Genomic DNA, 16,618 nt, shown 5'->3' on the forward strand with positions numbered 1-16,618 from the left:
ACGCTCAAAGGTCTTTTTGTATCGCTTCAAGATATTTTAAACTAAAATAGGATTGTCTGCTCAAAATCTTTTAAATTTGTAGAGAAATCAATGCCTTACGTAATTTTTATTTGGAATTATTCTAAATAAAGAAAATCCGTGGGTTTTTATTTATATACGAAAAAATACCGCTATGGGTTCTCAGGAAGACATAAAAATTGAAGAAGACTTTTTTTTAATTCGTTTTCAGAATGATACGAATGATGTTGTAAAGTTTGAACGTCCGGTGAACATGGGTTTGATCCAGTTTCATTTCGGACTAAAGGGAAAAGCGAAGTTTCTTTTTAATCAGGGGAGTTATGCGCTCGATCTGGTTGAGGAAAAATCACTGTTGCTTTACAACCCGCAAAAAGAACTGCCGTTGCACTTAACAATCGAACCGCATTCGTGGGTGGTATCGGTATTGATTTCGATTCAGAAATTCCACGCGTTATTTTCGTCCGAAGCCGAATATATTCCGTTTCTTAGCGATGAAAACCGGGATAAAAAATATTATAAAGAGGAAAATATCAGTCCGTCGATGGCGATTGTGTTGAATCAGATTTTTAATTATAACCTGAATCCGTCCATTAAAAAGCTATATTATAAAGGTAAAGGATACGAATTGCTGAGTTTGTTTTTTAACCGAAGCGAAGATCCCGATGCCGAACAATGTCCGTTTCTGATTGACGAAGAGAATGTATTGAAGATTCGGAAAGCCAAAGATATTGTGCTGGCTAATATGGCCGAACCACCGGGTTTACAGGAACTGGCCGATCAGGTAGGACTCAATCTGAAAAAGCTTAAAATGGGATTTAAACAGATTTATGGCGATTCGGTATACAGTTTTCTATTTGACTATAAAATGGAATATGCGCGAAAATTGCTGGATAGCGGTTCGTATAACGTAAACGAAGTCGGATTGAAAATAGGATATAGTACGGCGAGTCATTTTATTTCGGCTTTTAAAAAGAAATTCGGAACGACGCCCAAAAAATACCTGATGTCGATCAATATCAGTTCCTAATATATAAAGTAGTTATAGGAGTATTAAAAAAAGAGATTAATATAAACCATGAAATACTTCGCAAGCCGATAATTTTGCGAAAAAAAGATTTATGAAAGGAGTATTGTTAGTAAACCTGGGTTCGCCGGAAAGTCCGGAACCGAAAGATGTAAAGCCGTATCTGGATGAATTCTTAATGGATAAATATGTAATCGATGTACCTTTTTTACTGCGCGCCTTATTGGTAAGAGGGATTATCCTGCGAAAGCGCCCGGAGCGTTCGTCGGAAGCCTATAAAAAAATATGGTGGGAAGAAGGTTCGCCTTTAATTGTACTTTCCAAGCGTACGCATAAAAAAGTACAGGAAAGAGTAGAACTTCCGGTAGCATTGGCGATGCGTTATGGAAATCCTTCCATTTTAAGCGGTTTACAGGAATTGGCCGATAAAGGCGTAACAGAAGTGCTGTTGTTTCCGCTATATCCGCAACATGCGATGGCATCGACAACGACCATTCTTGTATTGGCCGAAGAATTGCGCCAAAAGCATTTCCCGCAAATGAAGTTTACGATTGTACCGGCTTTTTACAATAAAAAAGATTATATCCAAAATCTGGCCGATTCGATTAAAAGGCATCTGGAAGGTTTTGAATACGATCAGTTGTTATTTTCGTACCACGGAATTCCGGAGCGTCATATCCGTAAAACCGATGTGACCAAATCGCATTGTAAAATTGACGGAAGCTGTTGTAATACACCATCACCGGCACACGAATTCTGTTACCGTCACCAGTGTTTTGAAACGACAAGACAGGTTGTGGAGCTATTAAATATCCCCAAAGAAAAATACAGTCAGACGTTTCAGTCGCGTTTGTCCGGAGACAAATGGCTGGAGCCGTATACCGACATTGAGATTAATAAAATGCCGGAAAAGGGCATTAAAAATCTGGCCGTTGTAACGCCGGCTTTCGTAGCCGATTGTTTGGAGACGCTGGAAGAAATCGCGATGGAAGCCAACCATCAGTTTAAAGAACACGGCGGCGAAAACTTTTTGGCAATACCGTGTTTAAACGACGATGATAATTGGGTTGACACAATGAGCAACTGGATTAAAGACTGGTCTAAAAATTAACGCCATTTAGATGGAAGAATATTATAATTATATAAAGTCCCTGCATCTCATCTTTGTAATCACATGGTTTGCAGGGCTTTTTTATATCGTTCGGTTATTTGTTTATCACGCTGAGGCAAAAGATAAACCGTCGCCGGAAAAAGAGATACTGATCAAACAGTATCAATTGATGTCCTATCGTTTGTGGTATATTATTACCTGGCCTTCGGCCATATTGGCAAGTATTTTTGCCTTTTGGATGTTGTTTTTTACAACGTTGGGGAATGCCTGGTTACAAATGCCGTGGATGCATGTAAAGTTGGGGTTTGTGTTTCTGTTGTACCTGTATCATTTAAAATGCCATCAGATTTTCCTGCAATTACAACGAAATGAAATTCGTCATACGTCGGCTTTTTTTAGAATATGGAACGAAGGCGCGACGCTTATCCTGTTTGCGGTAGTGTTTTTGGTAATTTTAAAAGACGCGCTAAATTGGATTTATGGCGTAATCGGAATTTTTGTATTTTCGATCCTGCTCATGTTAGGGTATAAGCTGTACAAACGAATTCGGGAAAGAAACCAGTCATAAATGTTCAAAGATTTCAAAATAACGCAATTATCATTACAAGTCCGGATTTTTTTCTCGATGATTTGTCTTACGCTGATTGCGTCGGTTTTGATCGCTACCGTCTCGATTTATCAGTTCCGAAAAGAAGCCCGGATTTACCATCAGGACCGATTGGAACGGAAAGAAGATGCGATTACGCAGCACATCAATTATATCCTTTCTACTACAACCTATCCGCTAACAACGGAAAACCTGCCGTTAATTTTTAAAGACAAAATCCAGGAATTGGCCAATATCCATGCGCTGGAAATCAATATTCACGATCTGAAAGGAAACCTGCTGATTTCGTCCAAAGGAAACTTTTCGATCGATAGTCTGGCGCGTCCCATATCGCCAATCATTTTAAAAATCATACAATCGTCAACCAGCAAACGTTTTGTCGACTTGCGACAGATAGATGGGCAACGGTACCGTTCGTCCTATAGTTATCTGAAAGACACCAAATTCAAGCCGTTGGGTATTCTGAATTTACCGTATCCGGAGGAAACCAGTTTTTACGAAAATGAGGTGAAAAACTTCCTGATCCGTTTTGGGCAGGTTTACTTTTTTATGTTGCTCACCTCCATTATGCTGGCGTATTTCCTGTCGAGCTATATCACCAAATCCTTACAGGCGATTAGTGAACGAATTTTTGACACCCGTTTTAATAAGAAAAACGAAAAAATACCGATAGAAGCCTCCAGTAGTAAAGAGATTATTTCCCTGATCACGGCCTACAACGGAATGGTGGATAAACTGGAAGAAAGTGCCGAAAAACTGGCGCAAAGCGAACGGGAACAAGCCTGGCGTGAAATGGCCAAGCAGGTAGCGCATGAAATTAAAAACCCACTAACACCGATGCGGCTTACGGTTCAGAGTTTTCAACGTAAATTTGATCCGAACGACCCCAATGTGAATCAGAAAGTGGATGATTATTCGAAAACATTAATCCAGCAAATCGATACGATGAGTTCGGTAGCGTCGGCTTTTTCCAACTTTGCATCGATGCCGGCACAGCAAAATGAAACGCTCGATGTGGTAAAAGTTGTCCGACTGGCACTGGAGATTTTCAATGAATATTATATTTATTTTGAAGCGGAGCAGGAAGAAATTATTACAAAAATCGACCGGACACAGTTAATACGTATTATTACGAATCTGGTTAAGAATGCGATACAGGCGATTCCGGAAACCGAACCGGAGCCAAAAGTTGAAGTAAAGGTTTACAAAGAGAACGACAATGCTAAAATTATTGTTAAAGACAATGGGGTAGGCATAAGTATGGCGCATAAAAATCGTATTTTCGAACCAAAATTCACAACCAAAACCAGTGGTATGGGATTGGGATTGGGGATTATTAAGAATATTGTGGAGAATTATCACGGAACCATTACCTTCCAGAGTGAAGATGGAAAAGGAACCGTGTTTTTGGTAACATTACCAATCATAAACACCTAAACATCAGATTATGAATTACGAGAACATTTTAATTGAAAGAGAAAACGGTATCGCGCTAATCACGATCAACCGTCCTACGAAGTTAAACGCCCTTAATAAGGCGACAATAGAAGAATTACACAAAGCTTTTAAATCCGAAAATGAGGATCGATCGATAAAAGTAATCATCATTACCGGTAGTGGTGACAAAGCATTTGTTGCCGGAGCGGATATTTCGGAATTTGCTAATTTTTCAATTAAAGAAGGTGGAAGACTGGCCGCACAAGGACAGGAAATGCTTTTCGATTTTGTTCAGAATCTGGAAACCCCGGTTATTGCTGCAGTAAACGGATTTGCTTTAGGCGGTGGATTGGAACTGGCGATGTCGGCTCATTTCCGTATTGCTTCCGACAATGCCAAAATGGGACTTCCGGAAGTATCTTTGGGTGTCATCCCGGGCTATGGTGGAACACAACGTTTGCCACAATTAATTGGAAAAGGACGTGCTATGGAAATGATCATGACAGCAGGTATGATCGATGCGCCAACAGCATTAAGCTACGGATTGGTGAACCATGTGGTACCACAAGCGGAATTACTGGATCTGGCTAAAAATATAGCAACCAAAATCACTAAAAATTCCAGTGTAGCGATTGGAAAAGCGATCCAATCGGTAAATGCGGGATTTGAAGAAGGTGTAAATGGATACCATACGGAGATCCGGGCTTTCGGAGAATGTTTCGGAACCGAAGATTTTAAAGAAGGAACGACAGCTTTCTTAGAAAAAAGAAAAGCCGAATTTCCGGGAAAATAGATTAAGAGAATAAAGAGAAAGCCCTTGCCAACTAGTTGGCAAGGGCTTTTCATATATAAAGATTAACGTGGATTAGGAGATTTCGAATATAGTCGGGCTTTAAGCTCTTTAAATTTAGCTTTTGATCTTAGATTGGTATTATATTCGCACCATGATAATGCAGCATCTCTTTTAAGGTCGGGATAACGATCCCATCTTTTACAATATTCAGGAGCAAAATTTCTCCAGGGACTTTCCAGCCATGCTCTGTGGCCCAATGGGAATCCGGCATAGGGATAACCCGCAGCGCCATCAACAATGTGAAGGCCGGAAAATTGATTTTCTCTGTAATTTGGATTTGGAGTCATTGGTCCGGAAATAGATCCGTTTTCAACGATATACCATCCTATAATCTGACTTATAGGGATGCCGCCCATGACAGAAAATTGATTTTCTCTGTTTCTGAATTGTCCAAGGATATTAGAAGTATAAAAAATATTAGGAGCCTGAGCAATTACATAAATATAAGAAGTCTGCTGACGACTAAATAACCGATTCCCCTCCATATAAGCCCTTTCAAGAGAGTTATTAATGCTTACGTAACCATAAGAATCCCTCGTCTCAGATCTGGAATGTTGGTATAAACTCATTTGGTCTACATTTTCTCCCCAGGTCAGATAGGTCTGATCGTTATAGTTATCTCCGATAATTCCTCTAGATTCCTCTATGTCCTCTGGATTTCTGCTTTCTGCGCGGAAAAACTGGTTTGTGAATCCGGGAAGGTTAGTAAATATTGTATAAGGATGCGGATTTCCGGAAGGAATAACGTTTCGGTTATAGTTTGGATTTTCCCGTACTTCCATCTGGCGATAGCTACCACCTTGAAAATGATACCGAACAGCTCTTCTAATGTTACTGCTGGGAATGTTGCCTAAAAAAGCCCATTCCTGTTGTTCCCGGAATAAAGTAATCAACTGATTGACACTGGCTCTTATACTGCTATTTATAGTATTGTCTGCAAAATGTTGAAATGAGGGTATAACACCATAGGCATTTGAGGTAGGAGTAATAACATATAACCAGAACTCCTCATTGGGCATAGGTTGAGAAGGATTTGTAGCCCAATTTAAAGAGGAAGAAGTGGATACCCATCCACTTGGAGCTACACCCTGCTGGTATAACGATATTCCGGACACGTGGGCAATCAGATCATTGTTTTGTCCTCTTGGGCTAAAGCCATTTGCAAAGATATCGGAAGGATCTCTGGTGTCTCTCCGGTAAACAGTATTAGGAGGATTTATAACATCTCTTTCAGGTCTGTTGAGATTGGTCTGTTTTTGGTCTCTTTTTGTAAGAATAAAATCGGTGTATGCACTGGCTGTGAGACGAGGTCCCGTAGTAAGGGTTATATATAATTTGCTGTCTTCCGGATATAATGTTCCGGATATATCCCTGATTACAGCATTTTTAACATATCGGGCATAAAACATATCGCCGTCATACTCTATAGAATTTATTTTTCCAGATAATATATTTGCATAAATCTGAACTTTTGGATTGTGAAAAGTTAAAGGCTTTTCATAATGATAACCGTAATCCAGAAAATCTTGCCTTCTATCTCGTCTTCCAGGTTCCAATTTATGCGAAATAGTAGGAGGTATATCAACATCCTTGGCAGAAACCATGGTAATGGTGCTTTTAAATGCTAAATGATAAGAGACGCTGTCAACAGTAAAAACAGCAAGGTTTCCCATTGAATCGGTTCCTTCCCAAATTCCCAATAAATCATCAATTGAGATATTGTCATCGCGATTTTTATTCGTAGGTGTATTGGATAAGAATTTTTCATCCATCTCAAAATCCGAACAAGAACTTAAAATTGCAATAATAAATAAAAGATAGAAATGTTTCATAAGACGAAAATTTATAGATTAATACTATCTACAAATTCTGAAAAAATGAGAAAAAAATCATTTTTCGGGAGTAAAAGTCCTAGTTCGATCTTAAAAGTTCTTTGTTGGGTTTTTAGGGGTTTACTTTTTGCGAACGTATTCTTTTATCGGTATGTTTTTGATGATCACATCAGATAATACCGCGTTGCCATCTTTCACATGTACAAGGGCATACGTAGGGTAGGAAGTAGTATCGCGTACCTGTTCCTGATAAGCTACTTCGGCATCGTAAGCTTTGCTTTCTTCCATATAATAGGTGTTAAAGGGAAACGAAAAGTGAACATTTCCATCGAAAGCATAATTTACTTTAGCCACAACAAAATCATCGCTACTATTTTTATCTTTGGCTTTAACGGCTTTTTTAATAGCGGCAAACCCATCCGTATCTTTAGTGAGATAAATATAAACAGGATCACCACTTTCCCAGGTCGAATCTTTAGATGGAAAGGATTCCAATGTATATTGTAGGGCGATATATTTTCCAACAAACGGATTGTTTGGATCTACCGGAGCGGTTTTAAATTTATAGGCCGTACCTTTTTCGATGGTTTGCTGGTTATCCCAGATCATGGAAGCCGGAACAGCAAGTTGTATCAGGGCAACGATTCCAAAAAGGAGTAAAAGCTGTTTTGTTTTCATGACCTGTTATTTTTTGTTTTCTGTAATAGAATATAATTCGCGTAGAAAAATCCGACACCAACAGCAATAAATAGTAAACCCCGGATGACAAAAGAAATATTGGTGTCAAAAAAGCGACAGATGATCAGTACGGCAATTATCACCAAACCATAATTGAGTATGGTGAAATCGGATTGTTGGGAACCATTTTTGATCAGTAAAGCACCCATTAATAAAACTACAATGTTGGTTAAAATCATTCCGATAAGGTTATTGGTCATTCCCAATAGAAAGATCAGGTTAAAAACCAGGAATAACACTTGAAAACCATTGAACTGTCGGATATCTTTTTTCTTTTTTTGAAAATAGCGGATCATCAGAATAAGAGCGGTAATCTGTAATGATAAAAGCAGTACCAGATCGCTGGTATTGGAATGATTGGTTTGGTAAAATTCCAGCCAAAACCATTTTGAACTCAGAATCAGGGATAAAATACTGGTTCCGAGAACGCCTAAAATAAGGTAGCCATTTTTGATAAAACGCTGTTCTTCAAAAAAAGAAAGCTTACCGATATTGAAAAATAATCCGAACAAGGAAATGTAAATCAGAAAGCCCAAACGCGAGGTTCCGCTAAAAAAGGCGCCCAGCATAATGGTAATGCTAAACGGAAGCAACCAATGGAAAACCGATGTGATATTTCCTTTGAGATGTTGTTTGCAAAGCTGGTAATAATGCGGTAAAAACAATACGATAAGCAATAGGTATAACCAAGGGTAATCGGATTTGCCATAGCCGGCTTCCACGCCATAATAAGTAGCGAAAATCAGATGTAATAACGCCAGACTATTCGAGTTTAAAATATAAAGAACCGGGACAGACAGCAATATCCAGGTAAGCAGGAAATTACCCAGATTTCCCGGAATATTATAAATCTGACTGATCAGGGCAATTGTGGCGCCAATGGCAAAAAATAAAAAGGTTCCGGTGACTTCTTTCCAGACGGTACTTTTTTGTTTTACGATGGTATAACCGGTGAAAAACTGACAAATCACAAGCGGAAGAAAGGCCAGCGTAACTTTAGCGGTTTTAGGGAAATCGTCCCAGTTATGTGCGAAAATCAGAATGATTCCCAAGCCGATCAGAATCGCACCCAATACACCAAAAATGGTTAACAGACTGTTCGATTTTGTATCCGGACTATTGCGGTAGTAGTGCTCGATAGCCTTTGCCGTTTCCGGACTGATGATTTGGGCATCAACTAATTTGGGTAATTCTTTGACAATTTTCGAACTCATAACGGGATGATTTACTACTAAAATACGTTTTTTAATCTAAAAAAAGCGCAAAAGAAAAACAGTTTAGTTATTACTATTGGCCTGTTTTATGTCACGGGTATTTTTCTGAACCGTGATAGCGGCAAATAAACTTAATACGAATGCCATACCATAAAAGCCTTTTTCACTTAATTCAAGACTGGCATTCCATAAACCGATAACCAATAAAGTGATGGATGCAATAGTCGAAAACCAACTAATTCCATAATAGATTTCCGTAACCGGAATGCCTTCCATTTTATCCCGTACGCTTTTCTGAACCGAAATCACGGAAAATAAACCAAATAACAGTAAAGTAAAATAATAACCTTTTTCATTTAATTGCATCGTTGCATTGGACAAGCCGATACAAAAAGCGGTAACACCAATTAGGAGTACGCCCCATGAAGCGCCTACAAAAGCGTTACTGGGTTTTTGCATCCCGGTTTTCGGGTTGTTCTGATTTTTAGAAACGGGTTCGTCAGGGGTTGTTGTTTTAAAATCTTCCATAATTTATTTTGTTTTTTGTTGGGTCAAAATTCCTATAAAAAATAATGCTTTAAAAATCAATTTTTAATAAAATATGACGATATAAAAATGATTTTAATATCTTTATTTAGATAAATAAACAATCGATATGAATTCTGTTTCCGGAATTATAAATATACTTTCAAGTACTGAAAAAGAAGAATTTATACTCTTTCTTAAAAAGCAAAATAAAAGACATGATACGCATAATATTCAGCTTTTTACGCTTTTAAAAACTGATGATATCATAGAAAAAAACATTGATTATAAAAACAAGCCGGCATTGTATGCGCTTCGCAAGCGTTTGTATGATAACCTTATCGCATTTATAGCAAACAAACGTTTTGAAAATGATACTTCGGATGAAAAGATGATTTTAAAATTGCTTATTGCAAGCAAAGCTTTTTTCGAACATAAACAGTACAAACCGGCATTTAAGACGTTGCGAAAAGCAGAAGAAAAAGCGGTAAAAGGAGAACATTTTAATCTGCTGAATGAAATCTATCATATTGGCATCGAATACGCACATCTGGACAATAAAATTGTTTTTTCGGAACTGGTTGAAAAATACCAGCGAAATCAGAAAAAGTTTTTGCAGGAGGAACAACTCAACCTGGGTTATGCGTTATTACGGCAGGAATTGTCAAAAATCAAACGCGGGACAGTGGCTTTCGATTTTCAGAAAACAATCCAGTCAACAATCGAACAATTTAATATCTCGCTAAAAGAAATTCTAACGTTTAAATCGCTGTATCAAATCCTTTTTATTGCCAATGAATATGCTGCGCTTCTTAACGATTATTATCAAATCGAACGCTTTGTAAGCAAAAGTTACCTTTTTATTGAGTCCAAACAGGAGCAGGCAGACCGGCATTTATTTTATCATATTCAGATACTGTATTTTATTGCCAACATGCTTTTTAGGAATAAAAAATTTGCCGAAGCAGCGACATATCTGGATAAGATGGAAATGACAATGCAAAAACAGGACAAGGTCTATTTTGAACGATTTTACTGCCGACTCCAATTATTGCGATGTCTTACGGATAATTATTCCGGAAATGCAGTAGCTGCAATTGCACGGGCAGAAAGTGTTTTGAAAACACATAAAGGAGTGGATATTTCTGAAATACTGGATTTGCAGTTAAGTCTGGCGGTGTTCAATTTCCAGCAGCTTAATCTGAATCGGGTACAGCAAATCTTTAAAAACTTTAACCATACCGACACCTGGTATGAAAGCAAGCAGGGTATGGAATGGACGATCAAAAAGAACCTGATCGAAATTTTATTACATGTTGAATTAAAAAATCTGGATTATGTACAGTCCCGGTTAAATAGTTTTAAAAGGCGGTATAAGAAATACCTGTTGGAAATTAAAGAAGAACGCGTCCATGTATTTCTTTTGTTGGTAGAAAAATACCTGGACGCGCCCGAAAGCTTTGCGTCTTTGACGTTTAGGAATCAGGTTAAAAATGCTTTTCAATGGAAATCATACCGTAAGGAAGATATCTTTGTAATGAGTTTTTACGCCTGGTTAAAAGCAAAGATTGAAAAAACGGATATTTATACGGTCACGCTACAATTGGTTCGCGAAAGTTGATTATTTCTCTCCGTCCCATTCGGCATAAAACTGCGATAAAAAGCCTTCCATATAGTGATGGCGTTCCAGAGCAATTTTTTTACCGGTTTCGGTATTCATACGATCTTTTAATAACAATAATTTTTCGTAAAAATGATTGATCGTCGGCGCTTCCGTTTTTTTGTATTCCTCTTTCGACATATTGAGGTTTACCGGGATATTCGGATTGTGTAAGGTTCTGTTTTTAAAACCACCGTAATTAAACGCACGGGCAATTCCGATGGCACCAATAGCATCCAGTCGGTCGGCGTCCTGAACTATATCGAGTTCTTTCGAATGGAACTTGCGATCAAAATTTCCACCTTTAAACGAAATGTTTTCAATAATGTTGATCACATGCTGTATCGTTTCTTCCGGTGTGTTTTCACTTTCCAGAAAAGCACGCGCCATTTTTGGACCAACCGTTTCGTCGCCATTGTGAAACTTACTGTCGGCCACATCATGAAGGAGTGCGCCGAGTTTTACCACGGTAAGATCGCAGTTTTCACCCTGAGCGATTAATAAGGCGTTTTTGTAAACCCGTTCGATATGGAACCAATCGTGTCCGCCTTCGGCATTTTCAAGTTGTTTTTTTACAAAAAGGATAGTGTTGTCAATTAAACTCATCATCGGTATAATTTAAAAATCCTTCCGGTTGCGAAAGGATTTTTGATAGGTTATATTATTTTATAATAGCCGGTTGTACCCATTTAAAAATATGAGGTTCCTGAGACACGACCATCCTTTCGGCGATACGTGTCATTCGAGCCGGTAATTTCATTAAATAGTCACGGGCTTTTTCGGCTTCATCGTTCAACCCGGAAATTTTATCGATTTCCCATTTGTCGATTAATTTTTGCAAAATATCCACATAATCCATAGCAGTATATACACCGATACGTTGTGCAGATTCTGAAAACTGTTCGAAAGCACTACCAATTCGTTCACCCGATTCGCGGATCAGATGTGCCGGCATCGTGATTTTTTGCTTCATCATATAATGGAAAGCCATCATCATTTCGCTTGGGTCCACTTTAAAAATACGGTTTACAAACTCGCTGTAGGCATGATGGTGACGCATTTCGTCTCCGGCAATCATTTTACAGATTTTAGAAAGTTTATGATCACCAAACTTTTTAGCAATTTGTGCCACACGGTTGTGCGATACATAAGTCGCTAATTCCTGAAAGCTTGTAAACACAAAGTTTTTATACGGATCACGGTCGGTTCCCGGATCAAAACCATCGGTAATTAAATGTTGTGTGGTGATTTCCACTTCACGCATATTAACACGTCCGGAAAGGTATAAATACTTGTTTAGTAAATCGCCGTGTCGGTTTTCTTCACCTGTCCATTGACGGATCCATTTGGACCATCCGTTGTCCGGGTGTTGGGAAACACCTTCCACATCCATCAACCAGGATTCGTAAGTGGGAAGTGCTTCTTCGGTAATGGTATCGCCAACCAGAACTACCCAAAAATCATAAGGTAATTCTTTTGCGATTTCGCGTAATTCGGTTACTTCATCAAGAAAGGATTCTTTTTCGGAATTGGGCAATAGATCTGTTGGCTGCCATATTTTTTCTATTGGCAACAGATATTGCTCGACAAAACTGTCGATGTTCTTTTCCAGAAATTGCATCACTTCCAGACGTACATTTTTTATTGACATAATCTTAGTGTTTTATTCCCTGAACCACTGCATTTTCGGTCTTTTCCATGATTTCCGCGAAGGAATAGTCTTTTACTGCAAAGGGTTCGTGAATAGTGAAATTTAAAGGGTTGCCCAATCCAACCGGGAAAAGTCCAAAACGGGCCATTTTCCAGGAGTTATTGATCGATATCGGAACGATATAGGCCGATGGGGCATATTTGCATAAAATTTTCAAACCGTTTTCGGAGAATTTTTTCGGAGCGCCGGTTTTGCTTCGGGTTCCTTCCGGGAAAATTACTGCCGAACGGTGATGTTGTTCAATATATTCTGCCAGACCTTTAATAGTTGGCAAAGCTTGCTTCGGATCTTTTCTATCTATAAGAACGGAGCCACCGTGTCTTAAATTGTATGAAACGCTTGGAATTCCGCGGCCTAATTCTTTTTTACTCACAAATTTAGGATGGGAACGGCGCAGGTGCCAGATAATCCCGATAATATCGTACATACTCTGGTGATTGGCTACAAAAATCACCGGAACATTTTTCGGAATGTGTTCGCGGTGTTCGAAAGTATAAGTGGTTCCAAGCAGATTGGTACACTTGGTTAATAGAAAATTCAGGTAATCCACACTTTTCTTATGCGCCTGATAGCCAAAAACATTCAGGCAGATCCATTGGATCGGATGAAAAATCACCAGACATAATCCGAAACACAGATAGTAAATAACGGATAACGGATAAGAAACTATTTTTTGCATCATTGGTGGCTATTTCGCGCAAAGATAAATAATCAATAAATAAAAAAACCACGCTTTAACGTGGTTTCTATTATTTTATATAACAAAATTAACAGTATTCGTTATAAGCGTCTTTTAGATTTTCGGCAATCATCTCTGCCGGGCGACCTTCGATGTGGTGACGCTCCAACATATGAACCAATTCTCCATTTTTAAACAAAGCCATACTTGGCGATGAAGGAGGGAATGGGAACATGTGCTGACGCGCTGCATCAACCGCATCTTTATCCACACCTGCAAAAACAGTGATCAACTGATCTGGTTTCTTACCGTTATCAAGGCTCATTCGAGCTCCCGGACGTGCATTTCGAGCCGCACAACCGCAAACCGAATTGACCACTACCAAGGTAGTTCCTTCTTTCGAAAGGGCGTTTTCTACATCTTGGGCACTATATAATTCCTGAAAACCAACGTCTGATAATTCAGCGCGCATTGGTTTTACCATTTCTTCTGGATACATAACAATTCTTTTTATGATGTTTAGTGTACAAAGTTACAAAGTTTTACCGTATTTCAGAATCATCCGATTCATAAAGATTTGTTATTGTATTCTGGGCCATTTGGACTGAAAAAATAAAGGTCCACAAGGGACCTTTATCGTAACATATGTAATTAAAAGCGATATGTAAGCATACCGGAAATGTTTCTCGGATCGGTTTGATTGATAAACGATGTTCGATAGGCATTATAACCAATCTCGTTAAAGATGTTGTTGATAAACAAACGAACACCCCAATGCTGGTCGAATTTATAAGCGGCCTGTACGTTTACATTCATATAGGCATCGATGTCGAATGGTTTTTGACCGGGAACAATCCCTTCGTGGGTAACCGCTCCGGCCGACCAGTCGTTCATCGGTCTTTTTCCGGTATAGTAGGCTCCGGCACCCAGTGAAAGCCCTTTTAAATTTCCGGTAAATGTATAGTTAGCCCAGGCATTAAAAGTATGCTTTGGTGTATTTAATGGCGATGAATTATAAACATAAGCAGTATGTTCTTTGTATTGGGCATCAATATAGGAGTAACCGGTGATCACTTCAAGATTTTCCAGGATTCTACCGGATAATTCCACTTCGATACCTTTACGCTCGTCATTACCTCCTTTTTGATAATAGCCGGTGGCTACCCAGTTTTCATCGTAAACCGGAAGGTTCATGTCTTTGTTGTTGATCTTAAATAAGGTCAGATTAAAACGAAGTCGGTCGTTAATCCAGGTCGTTTTAAAACCGGCTTCAAACTGATCCCATCTTTCGTTACCCAGTTCTTCGCCATCCTTACTTAATAAAGTGGCACTTCTTGGGTTGGAACTATTGGTATAAGAGCCAAAAAGGTTAATGTTTCGCGTAGGGGAAATGATAAGACCTGCCAATGGATTCCAGGCATCATTGCGTTGTGTTCCCACAGCACTTGATTTGGTGATTTCGACACTGCTATAGCGCAATCCGACAAATGTTTTTAACCATTTGTTCCATGTCATCATATCCTGAACCAATAAGCCCATTGCTCTTGTTTTGGAATCTTCGGAGCTGCCAAAAGGCAATACACTGTTTGGAGTCGGGTAATTATTCGGAATCGATCCGAAAACATTAATGGTATCAATCACAACCGATTTGGAATTGGTTGTCGAAACGCTACTGCTGGAATAATCCATACCGGCCTGGAACGTATGTTTTAGAAAACCGGTTTGTACGTCCTGCCCGACTAAATCCAGTTGCAATACATCGTTTACGTCTTTTCGTGTACTGTTGCTGATGGAACGTTTGCGCTCATTAAAGCTTGATGCCAGTTGTGACAGGCTTGCCCCGGTATCGTCAAGTGCCAGATCCGATTTAAAGTAAGCCGCACGTAATGAAAAAGTATCATTTAATTTTCGGTCAACGCGAATCGTATAGGTGGCATTTTTAGTCGAAACACGATCGGATTTAAAGCCCAGGAATTTATCGTGCGGTAAATCATAAATAGCATTTACATCGTTTCCGGCCAGATTAACGGTTCCTAAATCGGGAGTCCGACTATCATCCAGATAATCCATTTCTACGGTAATCGTGGTTTTGTCGTTAGCTTTCCATTGTAATGACGGGTTAAAATACAGTCGTTCGTTGGAAATCATACTTCTGTAGCTATCGCCTCTTTCGTAAGCACCGTTCACACGGAATGCGATTTTTTCGTTATCATCGATAGGGCCATACACATCAAAGGTAGGGCGGAACAAACCCCAGCTTCCCCCGCGAAGAGAAACTTCTCCGCCAGAGTGGAATTTTGGTGTTTTCGTAACGATATTGATCACACCACCCGGACTTCCCAAATCGGTTGCAACACCTTGTGTAATGGCAGCGGTTCCTTTTAATACCTGGATATTATCGATACCACTGGCATCGGTTAAAATGCCAACACCACGGAAATCGGAGTTCACCCGAACACCGTTTTTCAGAATCGGAATTCCACGGAAACCACGGGATGACATACTTTCTCTTTTATTGCCATACGTCGCAAAAGTGTATACACCCGGTACGTTTTTGGTTGCATCGGAAATCGTCAGGTTTCCTTGTTGTTCGATTAGTTTGGAGGAGATGATCGAAATACTCTGGATTTGTTCGCTGGGTTTTAACGGTAATCGCGTTAAAGCCTGAAGTTTTTCCGGTTGTTTGTTTCGTTTTCCGAAGACTTCCACTTCGTCCAGCATTTGTTCGTTCACTTTTAACTTGAAGTTTACCGTAGTACTTGGTTTATCGATGGTAACGATGATGACTTCCGTTTTATAAGACAGACTGGTAATTTTAAGGGTGTATTTACCGTAGGTCAGATTAGTGAATTCATAATTACCGGAAGTATCGGTAATGGTTGATTGGTTGCTTTCTGCGATAATAACGTTGGCGTGTGCTACCAGATTGTTATTCTCGTCGGTTACAGTTCCTTTTAATGTGCCGTTTTGTGCTAATGTGGTCAGGCTGAAAAAAAAACTAAGGAGTAGAATAGATAAAAATTTCATGTTGTATTATTTAGACTTAATAAAAGTTGTGCAAAATTAAGTCTTTTGTAAAACATAAAAAAAGATAGCGGTGTATATTTTTAACGCTTTAATTTATTGTTTTTCAGTGTTTTGAGTGTTGTTTTGAAATTTGTTTTTCTGATCTTAGATTGTTGAAAAATGCTTTTTTTAACAGGTGTTTT

At 39.0% G+C, this 16,618-nt stretch carries 15 protein-coding genes; 6 read left to right on the plus strand and 9 right to left on the minus strand.

Features of this window, described 5'->3' with window-relative positions; translation table 11 throughout:
• The first annotated feature begins 172 nt into the window (after positions 1-172).
• From AAFN64_RS00475 to AAFN64_RS00495, 5 genes are all read left to right on the plus strand, one after another.
• Positions 173-1,045, plus strand: a complete 873-nt coding sequence (locus AAFN64_RS00475) for an AraC family transcriptional regulator (protein ID WP_347758885.1) — start codon at positions 173-175, stop codon at positions 1,043-1,045.
• A gap of 91 nt (positions 1,046-1,136) precedes the next feature.
• Positions 1,137-2,153 (plus strand): ferrochelatase, encoded by a 1,017-nt coding sequence (hemH, locus tag AAFN64_RS00480; protein ID WP_347758887.1) that lies wholly within the window; start codon positions 1,137-1,139, stop codon positions 2,151-2,153.
• A 10-nt stretch (positions 2,154-2,163) separates the two neighbouring features.
• On the plus strand, positions 2,164-2,721 hold the full coding sequence (locus AAFN64_RS00485; protein WP_300489420.1) for a CopD family protein: 558 nt from the start codon (positions 2,164-2,166) through the stop codon (positions 2,719-2,721).
• A gap of 57 nt (positions 2,722-2,778) precedes the next feature.
• Entirely contained in the window at positions 2,779-4,197 is a 1,419-nt protein-coding gene (locus tag AAFN64_RS00490; protein WP_300489453.1) for an ATP-binding protein, read from the plus strand.
• Positions 4,198-4,207: 10 nt separating this feature from the next.
• Positions 4,208-4,990 carry an enoyl-CoA hydratase-related protein gene (locus AAFN64_RS00495; protein WP_300489423.1) on the plus strand — a complete coding sequence of 261 codons (783 nt, stop codon included), beginning with the start codon at positions 4,208-4,210 and terminating at the stop codon, positions 4,988-4,990.
• 62 nt (positions 4,991-5,052) lie between these two features.
• Here AAFN64_RS00495 and AAFN64_RS00500 read toward each other — a convergent pair whose 3' ends face one another.
• The 4 genes from AAFN64_RS00500 to yiaA form a co-directional block, all read right to left on the minus strand.
• Positions 5,053-6,882: an enterotoxin A family protein gene (locus AAFN64_RS00500; RefSeq protein ID WP_347758889.1), complete on the minus strand. Its 1,830-nt coding sequence runs from the start codon at positions 6,880-6,882 to the stop codon at positions 5,053-5,055.
• 120 nt (positions 6,883-7,002) lie between these two features.
• Positions 7,003-7,560 (minus strand): GDYXXLXY domain-containing protein, encoded by a 558-nt coding sequence (locus AAFN64_RS00505; protein ID WP_347758891.1) that lies wholly within the window; start codon positions 7,558-7,560, stop codon positions 7,003-7,005.
• Entirely contained in the window at positions 7,557-8,834 is a 1,278-nt protein-coding gene (locus AAFN64_RS00510) for a DUF2157 domain-containing protein (RefSeq protein WP_347758892.1), read from the minus strand. Before AAFN64_RS00510 ends, AAFN64_RS00505 begins: the two co-directional genes overlap by 4 nt.
• A gap of 63 nt (positions 8,835-8,897) precedes the next feature.
• Positions 8,898-9,293 carry an inner membrane protein YiaA gene (yiaA, locus tag AAFN64_RS00515; protein ID WP_300489454.1) on the minus strand — a complete coding sequence of 132 codons (396 nt, stop codon included), beginning with the start codon at positions 9,291-9,293 and terminating at the stop codon, positions 8,898-8,900.
• A 196-nt stretch (positions 9,294-9,489) separates the two neighbouring features.
• Between yiaA and AAFN64_RS00520 the strand changes: the two genes are divergently transcribed.
• Positions 9,490-10,980 (plus strand): hypothetical protein, encoded by a 1,491-nt coding sequence (locus AAFN64_RS00520; RefSeq protein ID WP_347758893.1) that lies wholly within the window; start codon positions 9,490-9,492, stop codon positions 10,978-10,980.
• Here the strand turns inward: AAFN64_RS00520 and AAFN64_RS00525 are convergent, their stop codons facing one another.
• The 5 genes from AAFN64_RS00525 to AAFN64_RS00545 form a co-directional block, all read right to left on the minus strand.
• The gene (locus AAFN64_RS00525; RefSeq protein WP_347758894.1) at positions 10,981-11,628 is read right to left on the minus strand and encodes an HD domain-containing protein; all 648 of its coding nucleotides are present in this window, start codon (positions 11,626-11,628) and stop codon (positions 10,981-10,983) included. It lies immediately after the preceding gene.
• A gap of 52 nt (positions 11,629-11,680) precedes the next feature.
• Positions 11,681-12,670, minus strand: a complete 990-nt coding sequence (locus AAFN64_RS00530; protein WP_300489438.1) for an acyl-ACP desaturase — start codon at positions 12,668-12,670, stop codon at positions 11,681-11,683.
• Between the two features lie 4 nt (positions 12,671-12,674).
• On the minus strand, positions 12,675-13,409 hold the full coding sequence (locus AAFN64_RS00535; protein WP_347759881.1) for a lysophospholipid acyltransferase family protein: 735 nt from the start codon (positions 13,407-13,409) through the stop codon (positions 12,675-12,677).
• An 88-nt stretch (positions 13,410-13,497) separates the two neighbouring features.
• A complete protein-coding gene (locus AAFN64_RS00540; protein ID WP_300489441.1) occupies positions 13,498-13,908 on the minus strand; it encodes a BrxA/BrxB family bacilliredoxin in 411 nt (136 codons plus the stop codon).
• A gap of 152 nt (positions 13,909-14,060) precedes the next feature.
• On the minus strand, positions 14,061-16,436 hold the full coding sequence (locus tag AAFN64_RS00545; RefSeq protein WP_300489444.1) for a TonB-dependent receptor: 2,376 nt from the start codon (positions 16,434-16,436) through the stop codon (positions 14,061-14,063).
• Between the last annotated feature and the right edge of the window lie 182 nt (positions 16,437-16,618).

The organism is Flavobacterium sp. CAU 1735 (assembly GCF_039888695.1).
In the GTDB taxonomy this organism is placed as follows: Bacteria; Bacteroidota; Bacteroidia; order Flavobacteriales; family Flavobacteriaceae; genus Flavobacterium.

Bases quoted from the DNA above. Each gene is read 5' to 3' on its own strand.
- AAFN64_RS00495 (WP_300489423.1), top strand. From the start codon at position 4,208: ATGAATTACGAGAACATTTTAATTGAAAGAGAAAACGGTATCGCGCTA.
- yiaA (WP_300489454.1), bottom strand. From the start codon at position 9,293: ATGCAAAAACCCAGTAACGCTTTTGTAGGCGCTTCATGGGGCGTACTC.
- hemH (WP_347758887.1), top strand. From the start codon at position 1,137: ATGAAAGGAGTATTGTTAGTAAACCTGGGTTCGCCGGAAAGTCCGGAA.
- AAFN64_RS00475 (WP_347758885.1), top strand. From the start codon at position 173: ATGGGTTCTCAGGAAGACATAAAAATTGAAGAAGACTTTTTTTTAATT.
- AAFN64_RS00510 (WP_347758892.1), bottom strand. From the start codon at position 8,834: ATGAGTTCGAAAATTGTCAAAGAATTACCCAAATTAGTTGATGCCCAA.
- AAFN64_RS00530 (WP_300489438.1), bottom strand. From the start codon at position 12,670: ATGTCAATAAAAAATGTACGTCTGGAAGTGATGCAATTTCTGGAAAAG.
- AAFN64_RS00540 (WP_300489441.1), bottom strand. From the start codon at position 13,908: ATGTATCCAGAAGAAATGGTAAAACCAATGCGCGCTGAATTATCAGAC.
- AAFN64_RS00535 (WP_347759881.1), bottom strand. From the start codon at position 13,409: ATGCAAAAAATAGTTTCTTATCCGTTATCCGTTATTTACTATCTGTGT.
- AAFN64_RS00525 (WP_347758894.1), bottom strand. From the start codon at position 11,628: ATGATGAGTTTAATTGACAACACTATCCTTTTTGTAAAAAAACAACTT.
- AAFN64_RS00500 (WP_347758889.1), bottom strand. From the start codon at position 6,882: ATGAAACATTTCTATCTTTTATTTATTATTGCAATTTTAAGTTCTTGT.
- AAFN64_RS00520 (WP_347758893.1), top strand. From the start codon at position 9,490: ATGAATTCTGTTTCCGGAATTATAAATATACTTTCAAGTACTGAAAAA.
- AAFN64_RS00505 (WP_347758891.1), bottom strand. From the start codon at position 7,560: ATGAAAACAAAACAGCTTTTACTCCTTTTTGGAATCGTTGCCCTGATA.
- AAFN64_RS00545 (WP_300489444.1), bottom strand. From the start codon at position 16,436: ATGAAATTTTTATCTATTCTACTCCTTAGTTTTTTTTTCAGCCTGACC.
- AAFN64_RS00485 (WP_300489420.1), top strand. From the start codon at position 2,164: ATGGAAGAATATTATAATTATATAAAGTCCCTGCATCTCATCTTTGTA.
- AAFN64_RS00490 (WP_300489453.1), top strand. From the start codon at position 2,779: ATGATTTGTCTTACGCTGATTGCGTCGGTTTTGATCGCTACCGTCTCG.